Source organism: Flavobacterium sp. N3904 (assembly GCF_025947305.1).
GTDB lineage: Bacteria > Bacteroidota > Bacteroidia > Flavobacteriales > Flavobacteriaceae > Flavobacterium.
The window spans coordinates 2,923,869-2,948,824 of record NZ_CP110009.1 but is presented as its reverse complement, the minus strand read 5'-3'; the positions used below and the strand labels follow the sequence as shown (position 1 = coordinate 2,948,824).

Below are 24,956 nucleotides of genomic sequence, written 5' to 3'. Positions count from 1 at the left end.
TTTTCTATCAATAACTAAAAATCAATTTTTAAATTCATGATAAATTAAACCCATCCGCTGAATATTAAAACCAAAAAAAAAAAAGCTCCTACATGTAATGCAGAAGCTTATAGTTTTAGTAAACTTAAATATTTTTATGAATACATCTTAGTTCTTAATTCCTGTACTCCTTCATTATCCAAATATTCATCGAAAGTCATGTACCTGTCAATAGCGCCATTTGGCGTTAACTCAATTACTCTATTACCAACAGTTTGAGCAAACTCATGATCATGAGTAGTAAAAATCACAGAACCTTTATAGTTTTTTAATGAATTGTTGAAAGCTGTAATCGATTCCAAATCCAAGTGATTCGTCGGTTCGTCTAGCATCAAAACATTGGCTCTTTCCATCATCATTCGGGATAACATACAACGAACTTTTTCTCCTCCTGACAATACATTACAGGTTTTCAAAGCTTCTTCACCAGAGAAAATCATTTTTCCAAGAAAGCTACGGATATTAACTTCATCTCTTTCCTCTTCTGTTTTTACCCATTGACGCAACCAATCAACCAGCGAATAATCGTTTTCAAAAAACGAATGATTGTCTCCTGGTAAATAAGCTTGATTGGTCGTAACTCCCCAATCGTAAGTACCCGAATCTGCTTTTTGATTCCCATTTAAAATTTCGTAAAATGCTGTTGTAGCTCTTGAATCTTTAGAAAAAAGAACAATTTTATCGCCTTTTGCCATATTCAAATCCACACCTTTAAAAAGGATTTCTCCATCAACCGAGGCACTCAAATCCTGAATATTTAAAATTTGATCTCCTGCTTCACGCTCTTGGTCAAAAATAATTGCCGGATAACGACGGCTTGAAGGTTTGATATCTGAAATATTCAATTTAGAAATCATTTTTTTACGAGAAGTAGCTTGTTTTGATTTGGCTACATTAGCAGAAAAACGACGAATAAATTCTTCTAATTCTTGCTTCTTTTCTTCGGCTTTTTTGTTTTGTTGTGCACGTTGTTTGGCAGCTAATTGGCTAGATTCATACCAAAAAGTATAATTTCCGGAATAATGATTTATTTTACTAAAATCAATATCGGATATATGCGTACAAACCGAATCCAAAAAGTGTCTGTCGTGAGAAACTACTATTACAGTATTTTCATAATTTGCCAAGAAATTTTCCAACCAAGCAATGGTTTCAAAATCCAAATCGTTGGTAGGCTCATCCATAATAAGCAAATCTGGATTTCCAAATAAGGCTTGTGCCAAAAGAACTCTCACTTTAATTTTCCCTTCTAAATCTCCCATTAGGGTATAATGGTTGTCTTCGGTAATGCCAAGGTTGGAAAGCATTGAAGCTGCATCAGAATCGGCATTCCAACCATTCATCTCTTCAAATTGCACTTGCAACTCTCCTATTCTGTCTGCATTTTTATCATTGTAATCAAGATAAAGTGCATCCATCTCCGTTTTTACGGCATACAGGACTTTGTTACCCATTATCACAGTTTCTAGTACTGTGTGCTCATCAAACATATTGTGGTTTTGATTTAAAACCGACATACGTTTTCCTGGTTCCAGATGAATATGACCAGAAGTCGGATCCATTTCACCTGCAATTATTTTAAGAAAAGTTGATTTTCCAGCACCATTAGCCCCGATAACTCCATAAATATTACCGTGTGTGAAGGTTGTATTTACTTCGTCGAACAAAATTCGTTTGCCAAACTGAACTGATAAATTATTGACTGTTAACATGAATGTTTCTTTATTAAATTTTGTGCAAAAGTACAAAAAAATGTCTATTGTTTTTTACTGCAAATTAAGAATTAGTTTATCTTCATTTCGTATTAAATTTCGTTTTAAAGTATTAGGAATAAAATGCAGGCAGTCATCCCGATTATTGCATTTATTTGTGTTATCATAAATTATTTTACTTGAACAAAAGTTAATTAAAAGAGAAAACCCAGTATCAATAAAGCTTCTGGGTTTTCAAACAAACAAATTAAATTAGGACTAAAATTTATAAATAACTCCAATTTTCAAGAAAAATGGAGTTCCTGGTGTAAAATGAATTTCTTCTACACTAACCATTTCATTCTTCAATCTGGACTCTGTGGCAAATTGGGTTTCATTCCATTCGGTATTGAATAGATTTTCGAACGAAATACCAAAAATTATCTTTTTATAAGTATAATTGACATTAAAATCAGTGACAAAATATCCTTCTGCTACAATCGAATTGTCTTCGTTGGCGGGACGATTTTTCATGTATCGATACCTTATTCCCCCTGAAAAGTTCTTCCAATTTTGAAAACTTAATCCCCCAGTCGAAGTAAAATCTGGTGCCAGCGGAATGTAATCTTCTCCATCAGGCTCATTAATACTTCTGGCGTGGGTATAATTGGCATCCAAATTAAAAAAGAAATAATCACTCAGCTGATATCGGATTCCCAAATCAAAACCGGACCTGCCGGTCTCGCCACTAGGTTCCACCACTCCAGCATCCCCAACATACACAAACTCTTGCTGCAAATACAAAAACCACAAAGCCGAATTGATAATCAACCTCGGAAATGGTTTCCAAATCGTACCCACATCCGTACCAATTGCTGTTGGCAGAATTTCGTCTCCATTATTCGCAATCACAACCCTGGCATCATTCGAATGAAAACCTGTTCCGGTTTTAAGATAAAACTGCAAATCATTGTTTTGCGAGTAAACAAAATTTAGCTTAGGAGATATTTTTACTTGGCTTTCCGTCTGTGTTTTGTAATTTGTCGCTAAATTATCCTGATAACCAAATTTAAAATAATCCAAGCGAATAGCTGGATTGATAAGCCATTTTCCCAATCGAAACTCTGAATTCAAATAGGTAAATATGTTTGACTCGTCAATATCTCCCAATTTAATTACTTCCAATGTTTCAGTTCTGTTCAATGTGTGCGATAATTCAGAATCGGTTGTGGCATCGTTTCGAACACCAAATCCCAATTGAAACAGCATTTCAACCGACTCTTTATTTATTTTTTTGTTCAATTCTGCATTGATTCCGTATAAATTCCGGTCTTCTTTTTGCTTAATCTGATCCCCATTTATAGGGTCTTCGAGGAAAAAAGTAAAGTTCGAAAACAATTCAAATTTATAATTCGAATAAAAAGTACTGGCTTTCAAAAACGTATTTTCATCAATAGGTCTGCGCATTGACAAGTTAAAATTCGACCTTGAAGTTGAACCGCCTTCGGTATCATCTACTGATCCAAATCTGGAAATCGTTCCATCATCGACCAAACGCTGAGGTACTTGCCCTGAAGCATCCCACTTACTGGTGAAGCGAGAAGCAATAATAGAAAACCGACTATTATCTTCTAAAACAAATGAATATTTTCCGAACAAATTGATTCGGTTGAAGTTTTGAGGAGAAACAAATGGACCATCGGTAAGAATATATTCAGTGGCAATGTAAGCACTTTGTTTTTTGTTGTTTCCCAAAAGCTCAAACAAGCCGACCGTTCTAAAGGTATTAAATTGTCCTACTTCCACCCCAATGCTACTAAAATCTAGTTTTTCTTTTGTTCCAAAATCAACATATCCAGCCGTTGCAAAATCACCTTTACTTGCATAATACGTTCCTTTTCCAAAATCAATTTTATCGACTGTTTCCGGAATTACAAAATGTAAATCGGCGTATCCTTGCCCGTGTGCATGCGAAACCATATTTACCGGCATACCATCAACATTAATCGCGATATCCGTGCCGTGATCGATATCAAAACCACGTAAAAAGATTTGTTCCGCTTTTCCTCCGCCAGCATGCTGACCAATAAATAGTCCTGGAACTTTTCTCAATATTTCCTGCGATGAATTTACAGGAGTAGTTTCCAAATCAATTTTGGAAATCACATTCATCGCAGATACTTTCGTCTGAATAACCACTTCTTCCAATTTGAAACTATCGTTTTCCATCAGAATAATTATTTCAGAATCCGTAATTGTATAGTCCGTTTTTTTATATCCCAATGCACTTACATTGAGAACATCTCCAACATTGGATTTATCAATATTAAAATTTCCAGTTTCATCAGTATGTGAATGTGTATTCGATTTTGCATTGGTAATAGTTACATATTCAATTGGTTTTCCGCTTTCATCAATTACAAACCCTTTTTGAATTTGACTGAATGCATTTAATCCAAATAGAAGCAGAAAAATTGGTGTATATTTTTTCATTTCCAAATTACAATTGCATCACCTTTTTTTCCAAAGTTGGCCCTAATTCATAAGTGCTACCCAATAATTCTTCTTTGATTGGTTTTACTTTTTCCATAATATTATTTGATTTATAAATCATTGCCAAGTGATATTGCACTTTAGGTTCAAAGGATTTACCAACAACATATTTTTGGGCAATTTGCAAAGCTTTTTCCTTTTGACCCAAATTCAGATACGACCAAGCCAATAAATCATAAGAATCTGGAGTTGGTCGGTGATCAATTTCGACTTTAGCAATTTCGAGTGCTTTTGAAGCTGTAGCTCTTGCATCGGCATAAATCAAAACATTGTATTTATTGTACATCGCTCCATAATTATACTTCTTGAGCATTGAAAAATACGCGTTTCTATTCGCTATTTCCATTGACTTATCTCCTCTGAATTGTGCGATTTGTGATTTCAATAAATAAAAATCTGGTGTATCATGTCTTTTGGCGATAGCCGTGATTATTCTGTTCGCTTCGGTGGTATTTCTTTCGTGTGAAAAAACGATCCATGCAATCCCTTTCAAGGCATAGGAATAATTAGGATCAATTTCGAGCGTTTTCAAATAGCTGTCATACGATTCCTGTATTCTGCCAGCATGCCCATAAAAATCACCTAAATTAGAATAAGACCAGATTTTCAAAGCCTTATTATCATCTTTTATCGCTATATCTCGAGCTTTTTCCATAAATCGTATTGCGGTCTTCAAGTCCCCTTTGTGATCATTCCATTTGGCCAAACGAATTAAATAATCATAATCATTCATATCGTGAATAGCATTCAGATTATTTAGCGCTTCAGGATATTTCCCCACTTCCATTTGTACATCAAAAAGTAATTTTTGAGTTTCTTTTCGGGCTTCGCCAATGGCCAATGCTTTATTGGCAAGATCCAAAGCTTCTTTAAAGCGATGTTGAGAAATATAATTTCGAGCCAACGCTCTAATGGTCGATACACGAGAATATTTATAAGCTTCATTGTATTGTGTCAGCAATTCTTCAGATTTGTATAAATCATTTATGTTTCCCGTATATTGAAAAAGAGTACCATAATTAGAGGCTAACATACCCAAATACATCTTTTGGTTGGGAGCTGCATCAATTTTTGTTTGCCAAAAATTAATCTCCCGATTGGCAAAATCAATAGATTTATTGTCTTTTATGTTTAGATATTTCTCGTAATCCGAAGTTTTGGTTATTTGAGACGGTTTATTGGAACAGCTGTTTAAACCTAGCATTGCAAAAACCAATAGGAGTAATATTTTTAAAGTCTTCATAATCTAATTTTGTTTGTTTGTTCGTTTTGAAATAAAAAAGCAGAGCAAGCAGTCCAAAACTTACTCTACTTTTTAAATAAAATATTACCAAGCAGCTGCTAAGTATGGGAATGAAGCTGTAAATGTTTTATCATTTGCATCAACATGATCTGAGGTAAGTCCAGAATTAGATGTTCCCATTGGTCCACCAAAAATCAGTAACAACTCTACATCAATTACATCATCAGCCAAAGCTCTTCCTGTCAAAACATTAGTTCCATCAAAGAAAGTAGTTTTGGCCGTTTTAGAAACATTAAGTACATCTGTAGATAAAAGTCCTGTAAATGCCGCAGCATCCTGTCCCAAAGCATTTTTAGTATAACCAGAATTAAGTGCCATCAATCTAGATTGAAAAATAGACTGGTATTTGGCTCCCATTGCAGAAGGGATTGCCGCATTAAAATCATCTTTTGGTTGGCCCGAAGCAATAAAAACAGTGTTAATTGCAGGTCTTGCCATTTGATCTTGTTGTACATAAGTGCCTGAAAAATCCACACTTTGCACACCATCATTAGTATTATTGTCATTACTATCACAATTTACCGAAACAACAGCACAAACTAGTGCCAATGTTATTAATTTGAATTTATTTGTTTTCATATCTTAAATTTTTAAAGGATATTAAATTAATTATTGTTTTTTCTTGGTTTCTGCCCAAACATTTAATGTACTTGAAGTACCTAGCATTGTTTTTGGAACTTCAACAACTATAGAAAGTACATTTGTTCCTGCAAAAGTGTCTGTCCCTGGATTATTGAAACCGGTTGCTGTTCCTCCCAGAATTGATTTGAATTGTCCTAAATCAAAGAAAAATGGATCGTCTCTTGGCCCTGCAAAAAATTTCATTCCGTTTTTAATAGCCATTGTCGGTACGGCACCATAAGTAGAAATAGCTACTTCACCCGAAGCTGCGCTTGTTTTGATAATACTGGAAGTACCTGTAGTTGTTGGAGCATAGGGTCCAAAGAAGTACATTTTGTCTCCTCTTTTTACAGCTTGAATTACTAAATCTTCAACATTGTCACCAGTGTTGTCAATGTTAATTTCTACCATCACATTTTCTTTAAATGTTGCTGCTCCAGTTGCATTTGGGCTTAATAAGCCTTGTGTGTTTACAGCAAAAACCAAATTATTGGTATCTTGACCTTGAAAAGTATACACATCTGTAATGTCTCCCGAATCGCCACTTGAAGTTCCTGGAGCATCAATGTGATCCGCTGCTACTAAAATTAAGCCTGAAATCACCACCAGTGACAGACCCAATATCATTTTTGTTTTTTTCATTTTGTTATAATTTAAAAGTTATAGAAGCATTTACGGGATTGAATGCGTTTTGGTTTTAAAAAAGTGAATAAAAAATTAAATTATATTTTATACACTTGATTTACAGTATTTTAAAAACAGAATAAAATCATAATATTATTTTAAAAAAAATAAAGTTGTTGCTTTAAAAAATATAATCTGCTTTTTATTAATGGAATTGTATATGTTTGTAACCACTAAAAAAGAAAATATGACCCAAGATGAATTGTTAGTTTTAATTCACCAGAAAGATGAAAAAGCATTTACCTATCTCTATGATATGTATTCCAAAAGTCTATTTTCGGTAATTAACGTGATGGTTAAAAATAGAGAAGAAGCTGAAGATGTACTCCAAGACGTTTTTGTCAAAATATGGAAAAATATTGATTCCTATAACGAGAGTAAAGGGCGTTTCTATACTTGGATACTCAATATTGCCCGAAACACTTCAATAGATAAATTGAGATCCAAAAATTTTAATGACAGTCAAAAAAACCTTTCTTCCGATAATTTCGTACATCTATTAGACGACAGCAATAAACTGGTAAACAAAATCGATACTATTGGAATTCAGGAATTTGTCAAAAAGCTAAAACCAAAATGTATTCAAATTATAGATTTACTTTTTTTTAAAGGATACACTCAACAGGAAGCTTCAGAGGAATTGGCGATTCCCCTTGGAACCGTAAAAACACAAAACAGAAATTGTATTAACGATTTAAGAATTTATTTGAAACTATAATGGATACAAAAGAATATATAGAATCAGGCATTTTAGAACTTTATGTTTACGGTTTACTTAGTGAAGTCGAAAACATAGAAGTGAGTACTATGGCTAAAAATCATCCCGAAATAAACGATGAAATCATAGCTATTGAGAAAGGAATTGTTGCTTTATCTTCCAGTTTTTCTCCTTTTCATTCGGTTGCAAATTTCGAAAAAATAAAAGCCAAACTCGAATTGAAACATTCTGGTGTTATCCAGATGAAGCCCGCTGCAAATTGGCAACAATACATGGGCTGGGCCGCTGCTATAGTATTGATGATTGGTATAGGATATCAGTACCAAAAATTGGGACAAACCAATGACAATATAGTTACTATTGGCATCGAAAAAGAGAAATTAAATCAAGAATTAAACCTTTTAGAACAAAAAAATAAAGCTGTCGAAACCAGCTTAGCGGTGATAAGAGATGATAAAAATACCGTTGTATTACTTAGCGGACAAGCAGTTGACCCAAAATCATCTGCCAAAATATACTGGAATAAAGAAACAAAAGTGGTCTATGTTGATGCCAAAGGATTGCCAGAACCTCCAAAAGGAATGGTGTATCAGGTCTGGGCTTTAAAACTGAATCCATTAACGCCAACTAGCATCGGATTGTTAGAAAATTTCGACAGTAATAATCAAAAAATATTTGCGGTAGATGATGCCAATTATGCCGAAGCTTTCGGAATCACATTAGAACCCGCTGGTGGAAGTTTGAGCCCTACAATGGAACAATTGTATACACTGGGGAAAGTGTAAATTAAACTCAAGAAACTAGATTCTTACTTATAAAAAAAAGATGCTCCTTTTGGAGCATCTTTCTAACTAATTGTAATCGATAATCTTTTTATAGACATGTCCGCTTTTACTAACTTAATAATCTAATCTACAAAACCTTAGGCTAACTACACCTAATCAAACTATCTAACATTTGATTTTCAAACATCATGCCAATAATCAATTAATTGCAAATAAAACTGCCAAAATACATACTTTTTAATAAATTTTAAGTTTTTGATTACTTTTAAAGACATGACATGCATTTTATGCCATAACTATTTGGCACTAACCAAATTGAATAAATTTATAGCTAATTAACTTCTGCAACAAAAAAAGGCTCAACAGCTAAGTTGAACCCTTTTTAATTTTTAGAACACCTGAAATTACTTCTTATAAAACTTTCTGTATTTTGGGTAGGCCAAACCGCCAATCACAGAAATAGTTCCCAATGAATACCAAATCCAGCTCAACGAGTGTGCTTCTCCACTGGCGTATGAATGAAGCCCCACCAGGTGAAAGTTTACACCATAATAAGTAAACAGTATCGACACAAAAGCAAACATACTCATCAGGTTAAAAATCCATTTTCCTCTCAACGATGGTACAAATCGGGCATGAATCACAAAAGCATAAACCATAATACTGATTAGTGCCCAAGTTTCTTTAGGGTCCCATCCCCAGTAACGTCCCCAGCTTTCATTGGCCCATTGCCCTCCTAGGAAGTTTCCTATCGTGAGCATAATCAAACCAATTGTCAAAGCCATTTCGTTGATATAGGTGATTTCCTGAATATTGAGCTTCATTTTGGCTTTATTCTTTTCGGTCGTAAAAAATATCAGCATCAGCGATACAAAACCCAAAATCATTCCCAAAGCAAACGGTCCATAACTCGCGACAATAACGGCAACGTGTATCATCAACCAGTACGAATTAAGAACGGGCTGCAAGTTGGCAATCTCGGGGTCAATCCAGTTGGCATAAGCCGCAGCCAGGATCATTGCAGCAACAAATGCTGCCGAAGCAACCGTTAATTTTGATTTTCGATCAAAAGCCAAACCAAAGAACATCGTCGCCCAAGCTACATATACAATAGCTTCGTAAGCATTACTCCATGGTGCATGACCTGAAATGTACCAACGCGCTCCTAACGTAATGGTATGCAATGCGAAAAGAATTCCAATAATAACATGCATGGAGTTGACCAGAATGTTTAATAGTTTTGACTCTTTAAAAATTTTAAGAATGACAAAAATCAACATCAAAATGGCGGCAAATAAATAAGCGAAAGGCAATTTTTGAAGCAAATCGTATTTATTATAGGTGATTTCGAGATTAATTTTTTCGTCACTAGGCCTTACTTTACTTCCAAACTTTTTTTGATATCCATTGATGCTTTCCAATAATTCATCTGCAGTTTTGTAATTCTTGGATTCAATGGCATTCCCCAATGTTCCAAAATACAATGGCAAAATACTTTTGGTATAGGTAGAATCCATTCCTTTGAGGCCCGCGTGTTCCAATTCCAGATACGAAATCCATTTGTTATTGGCGTCATTCGGTATCGGGAAGATTCGCAATATACTTCCACTCAAAGCCGATTCCATAAGGTTTACTTTCTTATCGGTTTCGATAAAATCTTTCTCAAACTGGTCAGGATTTCCAGCTTTGTAGGCTTCATCCAAATAGGGTGATAATTTATAATTACCTTTTTCATCAAAAAAGGCAATAAAAGGAGCATATTTATCTTCGGAATCTATTCCAATAATTTTACGAATACTGTCATTTCCTGACTTGATATAAATAAGTGGAATCTCAATCCACAATTGGGCGCTCTGTGTCATTGACAAAAATACCTGATCAGAGTTCATTCCATTATACGTATCCGAGTGGCTTACTTTTCGCAACAATTCAGAAGAGAATGTATTGATAGGTTTCATTCTTCCTCCCGCATCCTGAATCACCAATCTACCAAATTTTGCAGCATGTTCCGGAGTAACGGTATAGGCTGTCAATACAGAATCCAATTGCTTTTGTGTCGGTTTTACTCTTATATGACCCGCACTTTCTGTATGAGAATCTCCAGCTTCCGCATTGGAATGATTATGATTGTGTTCTTGTGCAAAACCAGTCAAACCCATAAACAATACCAAAATCGTGATTAGCTTTGTTTTCTTATCTTTCACTACTTCTAATTTTCGTTTCAGATCGGAAAAACGGGAATGCTTGGTAAACATAATCGCCATCATAGAAAAAAACAACATAAAATACCCAATATAAGTTATGGTAGTTCCCCAATAATCGTGATTTACAGACAAAACTGTTCCTTTTTCGTCCGGATCAAATGAGGATTGAAAAAAACGATACCCTTCGTGGTCCAGAACGTGATTCATAAATATTTTATAATCGAATGATTTTGTTGAATCCTGAACGGTAACCTGACTTTCAAAAGAAGAAAAACTTTTCTCGGTTCCAGGGTATTTTTGGGCGATAAAATCATTTAATTTTATCTTGAAAGGCAAGACATACGCTTTACTTCCGTAGAAAAAAGTATATTCCAGATTACCTATTTTAACCGTTTTAGAATCACCAATTTTCCCTTTAGAACCGGTTAATGTTACCGTTTCCTCTTTGCCGTCTGCAATAACTTTAACTACCAATGCGTCCTCATGATTTTTTTCTTTAAAATCATTTTTAGATTCATAATCAATTACTCCTTTCACGGCAGGCTCCGGAAAAACAAAACGAATATCGCCAATACTGTACAAAGAGCGCATCATCAACGGTTGCACGATGTCTTTTGTTACTTTTCCCTGAAGCTTGTCTGCCATTCGCATAAAATTCCCTTCAAAAGGCATTTGAATGGTATAACTTTCTGCTGTAGTATTAATATTAATCGCTCCTTCGGTAAATTTATTCAATGCAAAAAGTACATTGTGAATGTTTTGCACTTCGCCCGATTTCAAGAAATGTTCTTCACGACCTCCCTCACCAGCTTCAACCAGTTTAAAATACAAATTCCCTTTTGGATCGGGTTTTATATATTCCTTAGCTCCCATTATATAATTTTGGTATTCCACTTTAAACGGACTTCCGGCAAAATCACCTTTCATCGTAAAATCGTTATTTGTAACTGGCGATAACAAAAGTGATTTTTCAAAAACCCTGCGTTTCATTTCTCCTTTGTATTCTCCATCTAAAAAAAGAGTTAGAAATGTTTTGTCTGAATAAAATTGGTTTTCGGCTGCGCCTTCGCGTATGGGCATCATTCCCTCAAAACTGATGTAACGGGTTATAAAAGCGCCACCTATGATAAATATAAAAGCCAAATGCAGCATCAAAGTAGCCCATTTTTCTTTTTTGAGCAATTGATATCTCTTGATATTGCCAATAAAATTAATCATAAAAAATCCCATTATGGCCTCAAACCACCAGGTATTATATACTAAAATTCGAGCTGTATCAGTATTGTACTTGCTTTCTATAAAAGTTCCAGTTCCCATTGCAATTGCAAAAGTCAAGAATAATAAAGCCATTAATCGGGTAGAAAATAGGACAGAGAATAATTTTTTTTCCATTTGGAAGTAAATTTCGGTTTAATAAAGTGTGGCAAAAGTACTCAAATTTGTCCACTTCTTTTAAAGCACAATTGTTAATTTAATCCAAAATTAAGCGTGCTTTTTGATATAAAAAACAATAAATGATGAGCATCTTTGTTATATCAGGATAAAAAAATTGAAACCAACTCTTCATTTTTTTTTGTTAATTTTGCCAAATGATTAAAATAACGATTATCGGTTCCGGAAATGTTGCACAACACCTGATTGATGCTTTCGCAAAAAGCAATGCGGTCGAAATTATCCAGGTTTATTCGAGAAGCCAAAAACAAATTTCTCCCCTACTCGATTCGAGTAAAATCACCAATGACTGGAATGCTTTGGCACAAGCCGACTTATACATCATAGCAGTTTCTGATGATGCTATTGCTTCGGTTTCATCACAATTGCCTTTTGAAAATCGATTGGTTGTGCATACGTCGGGCAGTGCGTCTTTGGCTACGCTGGATGATAAGAATCGAAAAGGCGTTTTTTATCCGTTGCAAACGTTCACCAAAGGAAAAGCTATTGATTTTAAAACCATCCCTTTTTGTCTGGAAACCCAATTTGAAAATGATTATGAGATTCTAAAGAAAGTATCTCAATCCATTTCGGACAATGTTTACAAAATCGATTCCCACCAACGCAAAGCTCTGCATGTTGCTGCTGTTTTTGTTAATAATTTTACCAATTATTTGTACCAATTAGGAAACGATATTTGTCAGGAAAACCATGTCCCTTTCGATATTTTGAAACCATTGATTCTTGAAACCGCCGAAAAACTTTTGACGCTTTCTCCAAAAGATGCCCAAACTGGTCCTGCCAAACGCAATGATATTTCGACAATTGAAGCGCATGAATCTTTTTTATCGAATGAAAATCAATCCACTATTTATAAAATATTAACTCAATCTATACAAAATCATGGCAAAAAGCTATAAAGAAATAATGAATGATATTACTACGTTTGTGTTTGACGTAGATGGCGTACTTACTGACAGTTCTGTTTTTGTAACCAACGAAGGAGAAATCCTGAGAACAATGAATATCCGTGATGGCTATGCGATGAAAGCAGCTGTTGAAAGCGGTTATCATGTATGCATCATCTCTGGTGGAAGTAACGAAGGCGTTCGAGTGAGACTCCAAAATTTGGGTATTACCGACATTCATTTGGGAACTCCCGATAAAGTGCAAACGTTCAAAGAATATACAGATGTTTACAACATCAACCCAGAACAGGTTTTGTATATGGGCGATGATATTCCCGATTATCACGTAATGAAATTGGTAGGATTACCTACTTGTCCACAAGACGCAAGCCCAGAAATTAAAGCGATTTCAACTTATATTTCACACAAAAATGGTGGAAAAGGTGCTGCCCGCGATGTAATTGAACAAGTAATGAAAGTACAAGGAAAATGGATGACTTATTTTGACGGCAAACTTGATTAATTTTAGGTTGCAAATTTAAGCTGCAGAATTCAGATTAAAAAAATAACTCAAAACCAGAACTGATTACTAAACATGAAGTACCTTAAACTCATACGCTACCAAAACCTGATAATGCTTGCATTGATGCAATTGCTTTTTCGTTATGGTTTTTTAAATTTCCAAAGCATTCCTTTGGCGCTAAGCGATTTACAATATTTTTTATTGGTAGCATCAACAGTACTGATTGCTGCAGGGGGATATGTAATTAATAATATTATGGATCAGGCAACCGATAACGATAACAAACCCAATCAAGTAGTTGTAGGGAAAAGCATCTCCGAGACACAATCTTACAATATCTATTTGGCATTGAATATTTTGGGTGTTGGTATTGGTTTTTATTTATCAAATGTGATCGAGAGACCTGGATTTGCTGCAATTTTTATCGTGATTTCGGCAACACTTTATCTTTATGCAACAAGTCTCAAACAAATGTTGCTTATTGGTAATTTTGTTGTTGCGATTTTGTTGGCTTTCAGCGTGATTATCATTGGGATTTTCGACCTTTTACCGGTCATTAACCCCGGAAACCAACAAGCATTGGCAGATATTTTTTCCATCCTTTTTGATTATGCCGTATTTGCCTTTATTATCAATTTTATTAGAGAAATCGTAAAAGATCTCGAAGATGTAAATGGTGATTACAATCAGGGAATGAATACCTTACCTATTTCTTTAGGAATAAATCGAACAGCAAAATTAGTTTTGATTTTGAGTTTGATTCCGTTGGTGATGGTTATATTCTATGTCAAAAACTACTTTTTTGCTTATAATTTATACATTGCATCGCTTTATGCTTTGATAAGTATTGTAGCTCCATTAATTTATTTTGCCATAAAAATGGCCGATGCCAAAAAAAGTCAAGATTTTCATCATTTAAGTACAGTTTTAAAACTGATAATTTTATTTGGTCTGTTTTCAATTGTTATTGTCACTTATAATGTATTACACCATGCTTAAAGAAAAACTCAAAAAACACAAACTCATATTGGCTTCTGGTTCTCCGAGGAGGCAGCAATTTTTTAAAGATTTGGATTTGGATTTTGAAATTCGTTTGAAAGAAATTGAAGAAATTTTTCCACCCGAATTGAAAGCCGAAGCAATCACAAACTATCTTGCACAATTAAAAGCCGATGCATTTGAGGGAGAATTGCAGCCCAACGAAATCCTGATTACAAGTGATACTATCGTTTGGCACAACAATAAGGCGCTGGGCAAACCAAAAGACCATCAAGATGCTTTTCAAATTTTAAAATCATTATCGAATGCTACTCACGAAGTGATTACTTCGGTTTGTTTTAAGACTACAAAAGGTTCTGATTTGATTAATGAAATAACAAAAGTTACCTTCAATGCGTTAAGTGACGAAGCTATTCTTTACTATTTAGAGAATTATAAGCCTTATGATAAAGCAGGCGCCTATGGAATTCAGGAATGGATAGGATTTGTTGGCGTGACAAAAATAGAAGGTTCTTATGCCAACGTCATGGGAATGCCAACCGATAAAGTCTTTGAGTATTTGTATAAATTAAGGTAACAAATAAAATGCTATGACTTTTTTTAACGATTATACCAAAGAATTACTGGCCTCTGGAATTTTAGTATTCGCAGCAATCGTGTTACGGGTTACCATTTCAAAATTGGTAAGACGATTTGCAAAATCAAGCCATAGATTAGAACACAGAACCAATTTGGTGATCAAGTATATACATCTACTCCTAAACATATTGGTTGTAATAATCCTGACTATACTTTGGGGAGTCAAAACAGAAGATATTTTTATTGCCCTTTCATCGATAACAACGGTGGTTGGAGTAGCCATGTTTGCACAATGGTCTATTTTGAGTAATATTACTTCGGGAATTATTTTGTTTTTTTCTTTTCCGTTTAAAATTGGGGACATTATCAAAATCCACGATAAAGATTTTTCTATTGAAGCCGAAATTGAGGACATCAATGCTTTCCACGTTACTCTTAAATCAACTGATGGAGAAATAGTAATCTATCCCAATAATTTATTTTTCCAAAAAGGGATTTCGATTATAAAAAAACCGTCTAATGAAGAAGTAGATTTTACGGATTAACCGACTGAAAAGATACTCTTAACCAAAATTTTCAATAAGCCAATTCTATTAACCCACCAACTATCATTTATGAAAAACACAATTCAGTTTCCGTTTTATATCCGGCTTGCATTTACTTTATTAAGTTTGATTGCCTTAGTGGCTATCCTTTATATTGGCCAAGACATTATAGTTCCTTTAGTCTTTGCGCTTCTATTTGCTATCTTGCTTGGACCTGTTGTGATTTTTTTTAAACGCAAATTGCACTTTCCAAATATTTTGGCCATTGTTTTTGCTTTAACGCTTTCGGTTTGTATTGTTATTGGTACATTATTGTTTGTCTCTTGGCAAATAAGCGACATATTAAATGATTGGAACACCATTAAAACAAACGTTTTTATTTATTTTGAATCTATTCAGGACTTTATGAGCCAATATTTTCATCTAAGCAAAGACGATCAGGCAAAATTTATAAATAATGCCAAACAAAATTCTACCGAACAAGGAAAAACAATTATTGCCAGTACATTGGTTTCTCTTTCGGATGTGATGGTAAATCTAACCTTAATTCCTATTTATACTTTTCTGATATTATTGTATAAAAATCACTTTTTGAAATTTTTATCCAAATTGTATGACCAAAAATATTATCCAAAACTCAAAGACATTTTGTTTCAAATTAAAGTTTCTGTGCAGAGCTATATTCTTGGATTAATTTTTGAAATGATTGCTGTATCGATTTTGACTGCTATTGGTTTTTGGTTTTTAGGTATAAAATATACCTTGGTTCTAGGAATAATTACTGGGATTTTGAACTTGGTTCCTTATTTAGGAATTTTGTTTGCCGGTTTACTTAGTATTATTGCAACCCTTACGGGTTCTGCAGACATATCTATAATCATTGGGGTGATTGTAGTAAATATTATTGTACAACTTATAGACAACAACATATTAGTGCCCTTAATTATAAGTTCAAAAGTCGAAATCAATGCCATTGTTTCTATTGTTGGCATTATTATTGGAGGTGCTATTTGTGGAATTTCGGGCATGTTTTTGGCTATCCCGATTATTGCCATTTTTAAAGTTATTTTTGATAGGATTGATTATCTAGAGCCATGGGGCTATTTAATGGGAGATAATTTACCTAAAACCTATACCTGGAATAATATCAAATTACCTTTGCTTGATACTGACGATATAATAGAAAAATAAAATTTTAAACCCCAGATAACCTCAAATTTAAGTACAAATGAAAACAATTAAATTATTTATTCTCGGACTCCTGTTTTTAGCAGCCAGTTCAACGAAGGCGCAAGTGTCAGTTAATGTAAACATAGGAACGCCCAATATAAATGTAAATATAGGAACACCGCCGGTTTGGGGTCCAGTTGGCTATGATAAAGTAGAATATTACTATTTACCTGATATTCAAGTTTATTACGACATCCGAGCTTCTCAGTATATTTATTTTGGAAACGGGAAATGGATTCGTACTAGAAATTTACCAAATCATTGCAGAAATTACGATTTATATCATGGATATAAAGTTGTTCTAACCGATTATCATGGTAATGCTCCTTATACACATTTTCACACCCACAAAGTAAAATACTACAAGGGATACAAAGGAAAGCCTCAGCAAAATAGACGTGATTATAATGAGCATCACGAGCATCATGACGACCACGGTCATGGTAATCAGGGTCATGAAAAACATGATAAACATGAAGGTAAAGGAAAACATTAATTTCTTTAAAATTAATCATTAAAAAGCGCTGTAATCAGCGCTTTTTTTTATAGGATTATACATGCTAAGTGTAAGAAACGTTGCTTTTAAACGATTAAAACATAACTTAAACGGTTTCGGCACAGTTGTTGGTAAAAGATAAAGAAATGATTCAAGCATGAGATATTCTAAAAAAAACATGCTTCATACTTAAACTTTTTTAACAATAATTATATATTAGAAAACATGAAAAAAGGTATTTTTTTATTTTCAATTTTAACTTTAGCATTTGCAACTTCATGCTCCAGCAATGAAGACTCCAATATAGATAATGTGACAAATCCAGATTCAAATGCAATTACTATCAATGATAATCAATCTCAATTGAACCAACGTTTGGATTTAACCAATTCTGGAGTTATTTCTATTGTAAACCCTACAACAAGAAAAAGCTTAACTAATGAATCAAGCCAATTGCCATTAACTCAAATTGCCGAGTTCAATGCACCAAAAGACGCTAATGGGAAAACTTTACAAGCAAGTCATGTTACGGTAAATGGACATTACGCTTATGTATCCTACACCTTACAAGGCAGCGATTATTCTGGAGCCATTGATATGATTGATGTTTCAGATCCTTACAAACCAACACTGGTAATGTCTGCCTTAATTCCAGATACTGATATTACTTCTTTGGTTTATACAAATGGTAAATTAATAATTGCCGGAGCCGTAAATGCTGATAAAAATCCAAACTACACCAGTCCTGCAATTGTAATCAACATGCAATTGACAGCAAACGGTGCACTTTCTACCACTTATACAACAAATGATATTGCAAGTTTTGTAACGACAGATGTTGCTGCAAATAGTGCTAATTATTTTGCAGTTTCTGGTGATACCGGAAGTTTATTTAAATTTGATAATTCTACTAAACAAGTGGTCAATAGTAAAGCAATCGAAGATTTAAGATCGGTAGCCATCAGTAATGATAAAATTGTAACCCTAAGTGGCACAAAAGGAATTAACATTTATAATGCATCAAATTTAGAATTGACAAAATCTTTTTCAAATTGGAGAGATGATGCTCAAGGTGCAAAAAGAACTATAGATTTTATTGGTGATAAATTATTGGTGTCTGAGGGATATCAAGGTTTGGGAGTTTACAATATGTTATCGGGTACAAAAATCCAGACTATTTCATTAACTCCTGGAATATCAACTGAACCTGATGATGTAGTTACCAATGCTGTTTCTGTAAATGAAGAATACGTTTTTGTTGCTAATGGTGGAAACGGACTGGATGTTTACAAAACAGGAGACCAATTAACTCTTATGGGTACTGTTGGAATCAACGGATCTGCCAATTATGTAAAAAGTAGTGGTGATTATATTTATGTTGCCAGCGGAAAAGGTGGTTTAAAAATCATCAAAATGGAAAAACCTGCAGCACCTTCATCAGCTTCTTGCACTGGACTACCATCTTATAATTTAGGAAAAGACTTGATTTTAAATTCAAACGAAATTAAAGGTTTCTATGGCTCTACAGCCATCAACTCTATCATCGTGAATTCGAATGCGGTACTTACACATTGTGGTTCAATCTCTGTTCAAAACAACCTTACTTTAAACAGTAATGGCACATTCAAAATGAATGGTTCACTGAGTCAAGGTAAATACCAACAAGCAAACCCAACAGTTTTAATGGTTAACAGCAATGCATTATTACAAATCGAAGGTTCAGTAGTGATATGGGGAGATTTAACTTTAAACAGCAATTCAAAACTTGAATTCATTGGTTCTGGCTCATCAATCACAATCTATGGTAAAGTTACAAAAGGCTCCAATATTTCGATTACAGGAAACTTTACTGACACTGAAAACAAATTAAAATAGTAATTTTATAATTCTAAAAAAGCTGCGACATTTATAGTGTTGCAGCTTTTTTTATTTTATCTATTTTTTATCAAATAATTATTTCAAATACTTGTCCAACCATTCAAATAAAACTTCAAAAACTTTATCTCGAATTGGTTTTCTGGAAAGCACCATATCATGTATAGCACCATCTACAGCTGTAACGTCTTTTTGAGGGGCTCTAATACATTTCGATTTGTCTATAATGTCGTTTACGTTCAAAATTGCATCTCCCTTAAACAATTCCTCACTCCACTCCTTTGGAAAAACTGATTTTAAGGAATGTAATACCAAAAGAGGTTTATTGACTGTAATTCCATTTGCAATTCTTTGATGCCCTTTGTAAATTGCGTTTACCCAACCTGCATTGATAGAAGGTGCAACATGAGGTTTCCATTTTAAATTATAATTCCATTCTCCAAAATCATTTTCATGCAGACTTTTGCCATAAAATCTGGAGAAACCGATAGGCAAAGAAATAGTAGCATCTAGTCTTCCCAGAAAAGCTAGAATTGGAATTATAGTCTTCTTTTGAATCCATGGTACATTAAAATCATAAAAAGGACTATTACAAATCAGAGAATCAAATAGTTCGTTTCCTTTTCGGTCAGAAGCATACAAGGTGATTATAAGTCCACCTGTTGAATGTCCATACAGCACCACTTCTTCGTTTTTTTCATCTTTTATAATTACCAAAGCACTATCAATATCCTCATAATACTCCGATAAATCTCTAACATTGTTTAACTTTTGATGTTTCAAAATTGACCTCCCATACTTTCTTAAATCCAAAGCATAAAAATGAAAGCCTTTTTTCAGGAATTCATCGGCAATGATATCTTGAAAAAAATAATCATTAAATCCATGAATACACAAAATTGCTTTTGTTGTTTGTTTCGGATTTCTTTTTCTAATAATAGTGGATGTAACTTCCCCTTCATAATCATTTGGTTGATTAATAGTCGCTTGCTCAAATCCATTCTTCAAAACATCTTCTACGTAATTTATATCCATATGAACTTGATTAAATTCAGAAAAAAAAAATTTAATTGTCAAAGTCGAAAAAACTTTCCAATTATCTCAAATTTAGCATTCTAAAATCAAATAAATCAGTCTGAAGTGATTTATTTTTAATCGAATTTAAAAAATAGAATCAATCTAAAGATGCCCGTTTCTATATAAACATTAACATAACTTTTGTATCTAATGTTAAATAATCCGAATATTAAATTAGTATTTTTGAACTTGATCCATTTAATCCTTTTCTAAAAATTGTTTTAGAAGTACAAAAAAACCTAATATATGCAAAAGATAGTAATCAAATCACTACTCCTTTTTATCCTTGCAATCCCATTTACATATGCTCAAAAACCACAAAAACCAAATGCTGCCGAAATATACAACCAAATTCAGAAACTAAATTTTCTTGGCTCCGTTCTTTATATTGCGGCACATCCCGATGACGAAAACACTAAATTGATTTCTTATTTTGCCAATGATGTAAAAGCCAGAACCGGTTATCTGTCTTTAACGCGAGGAGACGGTGGGCAAAATTTAATCGGACCGCAACTGAGAGAATTATTAGGCGTAATACGAACACAAGAACTTATTGAAGCCAGAAAAATTGATGGTGGAGAACAGTTTTTTTCCAGAGCCAACGATTTTGGATATTCCAAAAACTCAGATGAAACGTTACAAATTTGGGATAAGGAAAAAGTATTGGCCGATTTGGTTTGGACCATTCGAAAATTTCAACCAGACGTGATTATCAATCGTTTTGACCATAGAACGCCCGGAACGACTCATGGTCATCACACATCATCGGCAATATTAAGTGTAGAAGGATTTGATTTGGCCAACAACCCCAATTCGTTTCCAGAACAGTTAAAACTAGTTCAATTATGGCAGCCCAAAAGACAGTTTTTCAACACTTCATGGTGGTTTTATGGTAGCCAAGAAAAATTTGAAGCAGCCAATAAAAAAAATCTAATCGCATTAGAAACGGGAGTTTACTACTCTACAATAGGCAAATCCAATCAGGAAATTGCAGCGTTGAGCCGGAGCAGGCATCAATCCCAAGGCTTTGGCAGTACAGGAACTCGTGGCCAAGAAACAGAATATTTGGAATTTCTAAAAGGAGAACCTCTAAAAGATAAGACTTCAATCTTTGAAGGAATTGACACTTCTTGGAACCGCATAAAAGGAGGAAAACCCATTGGTGAATTACTAACTCAAATTGCCAATCAGTACGATTTTAAAAACCCAGCTTCCAGCATTCCGGCTTTGACAAAAGCTTATACAATGATTCAAGCCTTAGATGAAGATCATTGGAAGATCATAAAATCTGAAGAGGTTAAAAAAATCATTGCTGCTTGTGCAGGCTTGTACCTTGAAGCTGTAGCCAATGTACAGGAAGCCACACCTGGAAGTACAATTAAATTAAAGTTGGAAGCCATCAATAGAAGTGCTACAGAAATACAATTGCTAAGTGTTACAACTTTGCCCGATCAAAAAAATTCGATTTTGAATATCGATTTGAAGGACAATGTTTTACAAAACAATACTGTCGATTTGCAAATTCCTCAAACCATTAATTATACCCAGCCGTATTGGTTGAAAGAAAAAGGTTCGGTTGGAATGTACACTGTTGAAGATCAAAAAAAAATAGGAATTCCAGATATCATTCGGGAAATAAAGGTTGTTTTTACAGTTAAAATTAATGGAATCGAAATTCCATTTGAACGAACCGTAGTTTATAAATACAATGATGACGTAAAAGGGGAAATGTATAATTACCTTGATATTGTTGCCGTTGTTACAACAACCATTCAAGATAAAGTAATTTTATTTAATGATACCAAAACCAAGTATGTTGGTGTACAAATAAAAGCAGGCAAAGACGATATTAAGGGAGATTTAAAACTGGAATTGCCTGAAAATTGGAAAGTATCTCCAAAATCAATTCCATTTAAGATAGAGAAAAAAGGATCAGAACAAACCGTTTATTTTGAAGTGACTCCACCCAATCAAATGAGTGAAGTGACAGGGAAAAGCATTGCTATTGTTGATAATATCGAATATGACAAAAGCCAAATACTAATTGATTACGACCACATTACCAAACAGCAGGTTTTGAAAACGGCTGAAGTAAAATGCATCAGATTTGATTTGAAAACCAACGAAGAAAAAATAGCGTACATTATGGGTGCCGGAGATGAAGTCCCTAAAAGTTTAGCCCAAATGGGATACAAAGTAACACTCTTAAAACCCGAAGAAATAACACCCGAAAAACTAGAATCTTTTGATGTTGTAATGACAGGAATCCGTGCTTACAATACAGTTCAGGCATTGGCAAATAAACAGCAAATCCTATTTGATTTTGTAAAAATCGGAAAAACAATGATAGTGCAATACAACACCACCGATGATTTAGTCACCTCAAATATTGCTCCTTATCCTTTGAAAATTTCACGTGACAGAGTTACCGAAGAAAATGCTGAAGTTCGCTTCCTGGCACCCAACAATCCAATTTTGAATTACCCCAACAAAATTACTTCATCTGATTTCTTGGGTTGGAAACAAGAACAGGGATTGTATTATCCAAAAGAATTTGACAAAGCGTTCACTCCTATCTTATCATCAAACGACAAAGGAGAAAGTGCCAAAGATGGTGCTTTATTAATTGCACCTTATGGAAAAGGAAATTACATCTATACCGGATTGAGTTTTTTTAGAGAATTGCCAGAAGGTGTTCCCGGGGCTTATAAATTGTTGTCGAATATGATTTCGATTCAATCAACAGTTACTCTTCCGAATCAAAAAGTAAAACCCTAAACCTGAAAAATGGATTCAAATAAACCTAAAATTTGGAAAAGCAGCTATACTTTAGTGCTAATTGCCAATGCGATTTTTATTATTATTTTTTATTTAATTATGAAATTATACTCTTAACCTATGCAATTATTTGACTGGATTGTACTGATTGTAACATTATTGTTTATCGTAATTTATGGTGCCTGGAAAACCCGAGGGAGCAAAAATGTTGAGGATTATATTCTTGGCAATAACGAAACGCCTTGGTTTACGGTAGGTTTATCCGTTATGGCTACACAGGCCAGCGCCATCACATTTCTTTCGACTCCGGGACAAGCCTACCATGACGGAATGGGTTTTGTGCAATTCTATTTTGGATTGCCTATTGCCATGGTCATAATTTGCGTGACTTTTATCCCTATATATCATAAATACAAGGTATATACAGCTTATGAATACCTCGAAAAAAGATTTGATCTTAAAACGCGTTCTTTGGCGGCTATTTTGTTTTTAGTACAAAGAGGTTTGGGGACGGGTATAACCATTTATGCGCCGTCAATTATTTTGTCGGCATTACTGGGATGGAACCTAACCTATATGAATATAATCATAGGTATCCTGGTAATTATTTATACGTTTACGGGAGGAACCAAAGCTGTAAATGTGACCCAAAAACAACAAATGTTTGTGATTCTCTCTGGAATGGTCATTACCTTTTTTCTTATTTTACATTACCTGCCCAACGAAATGACTTTTGACAATGCACTTCATATTGCCGGGGCCAATGGTAAAATGGACATTGTAAATTTCTCCTTCGACTTAAATGAGAAATATACTTTTTGGAGCGGAATTACAGGTGGATTTTTTCTGGCATTAGCCTATTTTGGCACAGATCAGTCACAAGTCGGACGCTATCTGTCTGGAAAATCAGTAAAAGAAAGCCAAATGGGATTAATCATGAACGGACTTCTAAAAGTTCCCATGCAATTCTTTATTCTTTTGATTGGAGTAATGGTTTTTGTGTTTTTCCTTTTTAACCCCGTTCCTTTAAATTTTAATCCAAACAATAAAATAAGTGTCGATAATTCGATTTATAAAAAAGAATATCAAAGTCTACAAAATGATTTAAACAAATTATCGGAAGATGAAAAAGTAATCAATCTCTTGTACATTGACCAACTGAATCAAGATTATGATAATCCGACACTAAGAAAAGAATTGGTAGAGCTTGCCAACAAAGAAAAAGATTTAAGGGCACAAGCGCGAGAAATCATCAAGAAAGCAGATAGTAATAGTGAGACTAATGATAAGGATTATGTGTTTTTTTACTTTATTCTCCATTATCTGCCCAAAGGACTTATTGGACTTTTATTGGCGGTTATTATATCTGCGGCAATGTCGTCTACCGCTTCCGGACTAAATGCATTAGCCTCTACGACTGCAATTGATATTTACAAACGCAACATAAAAGAAGAAAAATCAGAAAAACATTTTCTGAATGCTACCAAATTATTTACACTAATGTGGGGAATTATAGCCATATTTTTTGCCTGTATTGCTACTCTTTTTGAAAATTTGATTCAGCTTGTAAATATAATAGGTTCCATATTTTACGGTACCGTTTTGGGAATTTTTTTGGTTGGTTTTTATTTCAAAAAAATACATTCAAAAGCTATTTTTAACAGTGCCATCATTAGTCAGACCACTATCTTTATAATCTATTATTTTGCCATTTTTATCTATCCTAGCGGTGAAGAAAAACTAGGTTATTTGTGGCTTAATTTCATTGGAGGAGTACTGACAATAACACTTTCTATCTTGTTGCAAAAAACAATTTTCAGAAAACAAAAAGAAGAAATAGTAGATTCTATATAAAGACAAAAAAATTCCCGTCTCGTTTTAAAATACGGAACGGGAATTTTTTATTATCTTTTATAA

General features: G+C 34.0%; 17 protein-coding genes and 1 pseudogene. 12 read left to right on the top strand and 6 right to left on the bottom strand.

What is annotated here, in order from left to right; all coding sequences use genetic code 11:
• Positions 1-134: 134 nt before the first annotated feature.
• The 4 genes and pseudogenes from OLM57_RS12515 to OLM57_RS12500 all read right to left on the bottom strand — a co-directional run bounded on the left by OLM57_RS12515 (position 135) and on the right by OLM57_RS12500 (position 6,849).
• Positions 135-1,751 (bottom strand): ABC-F family ATP-binding cassette domain-containing protein, encoded by a 1,617-nt coding sequence (locus OLM57_RS12515; protein ID WP_264564031.1) that lies wholly within the window; start codon positions 1,749-1,751, stop codon positions 135-137.
• 258 nt (positions 1,752-2,009) lie between these two features.
• Complete coding sequence (locus OLM57_RS12510) at positions 2,010-4,223, bottom strand: TonB-dependent receptor (RefSeq protein ID WP_264564030.1); 2,214 nt, start codon at positions 4,221-4,223, stop codon at positions 2,010-2,012.
• A 7-nt stretch (positions 4,224-4,230) separates the two neighbouring features.
• Positions 4,231-5,526 (bottom strand): tetratricopeptide repeat protein, encoded by a 1,296-nt coding sequence (locus OLM57_RS12505; protein ID WP_264564029.1) that lies wholly within the window; start codon positions 5,524-5,526, stop codon positions 4,231-4,233.
• Between the two features lie 84 nt (positions 5,527-5,610).
• Positions 5,611-6,849, bottom strand: a pseudogene (locus OLM57_RS12500) (DUF4331 family protein).
• 229 nt (positions 6,850-7,078) lie between these two features.
• Here OLM57_RS12500 and OLM57_RS12495 point away from each other — a divergent pair.
• Together OLM57_RS12495 and OLM57_RS12490 are read left to right on the top strand one after the other, a co-directional pair.
• The gene (locus OLM57_RS12495) at positions 7,079-7,609 is read left to right on the top strand and encodes an RNA polymerase sigma factor (RefSeq protein ID WP_264566906.1); all 531 of its coding nucleotides are present in this window, start codon (positions 7,079-7,081) and stop codon (positions 7,607-7,609) included.
• On the top strand, positions 7,609-8,394 hold the full coding sequence (locus OLM57_RS12490) for an anti-sigma factor (protein WP_264564028.1): 786 nt from the start codon (positions 7,609-7,611) through the stop codon (positions 8,392-8,394). The genes OLM57_RS12495 and OLM57_RS12490 overlap by 1 nt, the downstream gene beginning before the upstream one ends.
• A 404-nt stretch (positions 8,395-8,798) precedes the next feature.
• Here the strand turns inward: OLM57_RS12490 and ccsA are convergent, their stop codons facing one another.
• Positions 8,799-11,990, bottom strand: a complete 3,192-nt coding sequence (gene ccsA, locus OLM57_RS12485) for a cytochrome c biogenesis protein CcsA (protein WP_264564027.1) — start codon at positions 11,988-11,990, stop codon at positions 8,799-8,801.
• Positions 11,991-12,187: 197 nt separating this feature from the next.
• Here ccsA and OLM57_RS12480 point away from each other — a divergent pair, with 197 nt between their 5' ends.
• The 8 genes from OLM57_RS12480 (at position 12,188) to OLM57_RS12445 (ending at position 19,184) form a co-directional block, all read left to right on the top strand.
• Positions 12,188-12,949: a Rossmann-like and DUF2520 domain-containing protein gene (locus OLM57_RS12480; RefSeq protein ID WP_264564026.1), complete on the top strand. Its 762-nt coding sequence runs from the start codon at positions 12,188-12,190 to the stop codon at positions 12,947-12,949.
• Positions 12,933-13,460 (top strand): KdsC family phosphatase, encoded by a 528-nt coding sequence (locus OLM57_RS12475; RefSeq protein WP_264564025.1) that lies wholly within the window; start codon positions 12,933-12,935, stop codon positions 13,458-13,460. The genes OLM57_RS12480 and OLM57_RS12475 overlap by 17 nt, the downstream gene beginning before the upstream one ends.
• A gap of 72 nt (positions 13,461-13,532) precedes the next feature.
• Positions 13,533-14,459, top strand: a complete 927-nt coding sequence (locus OLM57_RS12470; protein WP_264564024.1) for a geranylgeranylglycerol-phosphate geranylgeranyltransferase — start codon at positions 13,533-13,535, stop codon at positions 14,457-14,459.
• Positions 14,452-15,036, top strand: a complete 585-nt coding sequence (locus OLM57_RS12465) for a Maf-like protein (RefSeq protein WP_264564023.1) — start codon at positions 14,452-14,454, stop codon at positions 15,034-15,036. The genes OLM57_RS12470 and OLM57_RS12465 overlap by 8 nt, the downstream gene beginning before the upstream one ends.
• Before the next feature lie 13 nt (positions 15,037-15,049).
• Positions 15,050-15,583 carry a mechanosensitive ion channel family protein gene (locus OLM57_RS12460; protein ID WP_264564022.1) on the top strand — a complete coding sequence of 178 codons (534 nt, stop codon included), beginning with the start codon at positions 15,050-15,052 and terminating at the stop codon, positions 15,581-15,583.
• A 69-nt stretch (positions 15,584-15,652) separates the two neighbouring features.
• Positions 15,653-16,774 carry an AI-2E family transporter gene (locus OLM57_RS12455; RefSeq protein ID WP_264564021.1) on the top strand — a complete coding sequence of 374 codons (1,122 nt, stop codon included), beginning with the start codon at positions 15,653-15,655 and terminating at the stop codon, positions 16,772-16,774.
• A gap of 37 nt (positions 16,775-16,811) precedes the next feature.
• Positions 16,812-17,309: a hypothetical protein gene (locus tag OLM57_RS12450; protein WP_264564020.1), complete on the top strand. Its 498-nt coding sequence runs from the start codon at positions 16,812-16,814 to the stop codon at positions 17,307-17,309.
• A 225-nt stretch (positions 17,310-17,534) separates the two neighbouring features.
• Complete coding sequence (locus tag OLM57_RS12445) at positions 17,535-19,184, top strand: hypothetical protein (protein ID WP_264564019.1); 1,650 nt, start codon at positions 17,535-17,537, stop codon at positions 19,182-19,184.
• 78 nt (positions 19,185-19,262) lie between these two features.
• Here the strand turns inward: OLM57_RS12445 and OLM57_RS12440 are convergent, their stop codons facing one another.
• Positions 19,263-20,219, bottom strand: coding sequence for an alpha/beta hydrolase (locus tag OLM57_RS12440; RefSeq protein ID WP_264564018.1), 957 nt, complete (start codon positions 20,217-20,219; stop codon positions 19,263-19,265).
• Positions 20,220-20,507: 288 nt separating this feature from the next.
• Here OLM57_RS12440 and OLM57_RS12435 point away from each other — a divergent pair, with 288 nt between their 5' ends.
• Together OLM57_RS12435 and OLM57_RS12430 are read left to right on the top strand one after the other, a co-directional pair.
• On the top strand, positions 20,508-23,039 hold the full coding sequence (locus OLM57_RS12435) for a PIG-L family deacetylase (RefSeq protein ID WP_264564017.1): 2,532 nt from the start codon (positions 20,508-20,510) through the stop codon (positions 23,037-23,039).
• 120 nt (positions 23,040-23,159) lie between these two features.
• Positions 23,160-24,893, top strand: a complete 1,734-nt coding sequence (locus tag OLM57_RS12430; protein ID WP_264564016.1) for a sodium:solute symporter — start codon at positions 23,160-23,162, stop codon at positions 24,891-24,893.
• Positions 24,894-24,956: the final 63 nt, after the last annotated feature.

Bases quoted from the DNA above. Each gene is read 5' to 3' on its own strand.
- OLM57_RS12515 (WP_264564031.1), bottom strand. From the start codon at position 1,751: ATGTTAACAGTCAATAATTTATCAGTTCAGTTTGGCAAACGAATTTTG.
- OLM57_RS12510 (WP_264564030.1), bottom strand. From the start codon at position 4,223: ATGAAAAAATATACACCAATTTTTCTGCTTCTATTTGGATTAAATGCA.
- OLM57_RS12505 (WP_264564029.1), bottom strand. From the start codon at position 5,526: ATGAAGACTTTAAAAATATTACTCCTATTGGTTTTTGCAATGCTAGGT.
- OLM57_RS12495 (WP_264566906.1), top strand. From the start codon at position 7,079: ATGACCCAAGATGAATTGTTAGTTTTAATTCACCAGAAAGATGAAAAA.
- OLM57_RS12490 (WP_264564028.1), top strand. From the start codon at position 7,609: ATGGATACAAAAGAATATATAGAATCAGGCATTTTAGAACTTTATGTT.
- ccsA (WP_264564027.1), bottom strand. From the start codon at position 11,990: ATGGAAAAAAAATTATTCTCTGTCCTATTTTCTACCCGATTAATGGCT.
- OLM57_RS12480 (WP_264564026.1), top strand. From the start codon at position 12,188: ATGATTAAAATAACGATTATCGGTTCCGGAAATGTTGCACAACACCTG.
- OLM57_RS12475 (WP_264564025.1), top strand. From the start codon at position 12,933: ATGGCAAAAAGCTATAAAGAAATAATGAATGATATTACTACGTTTGTG.
- OLM57_RS12470 (WP_264564024.1), top strand. From the start codon at position 13,533: ATGAAGTACCTTAAACTCATACGCTACCAAAACCTGATAATGCTTGCA.
- OLM57_RS12465 (WP_264564023.1), top strand. From the start codon at position 14,452: ATGCTTAAAGAAAAACTCAAAAAACACAAACTCATATTGGCTTCTGGT.
- OLM57_RS12460 (WP_264564022.1), top strand. From the start codon at position 15,050: ATGACTTTTTTTAACGATTATACCAAAGAATTACTGGCCTCTGGAATT.
- OLM57_RS12455 (WP_264564021.1), top strand. From the start codon at position 15,653: ATGAAAAACACAATTCAGTTTCCGTTTTATATCCGGCTTGCATTTACT.
- OLM57_RS12450 (WP_264564020.1), top strand. From the start codon at position 16,812: ATGAAAACAATTAAATTATTTATTCTCGGACTCCTGTTTTTAGCAGCC.
- OLM57_RS12445 (WP_264564019.1), top strand. From the start codon at position 17,535: ATGAAAAAAGGTATTTTTTTATTTTCAATTTTAACTTTAGCATTTGCA.
- OLM57_RS12440 (WP_264564018.1), bottom strand. From the start codon at position 20,219: ATGGATATAAATTACGTAGAAGATGTTTTGAAGAATGGATTTGAGCAA.
- OLM57_RS12435 (WP_264564017.1), top strand. From the start codon at position 20,508: ATGCAAAAGATAGTAATCAAATCACTACTCCTTTTTATCCTTGCAATC.
- OLM57_RS12430 (WP_264564016.1), top strand. From the start codon at position 23,160: ATGCAATTATTTGACTGGATTGTACTGATTGTAACATTATTGTTTATC.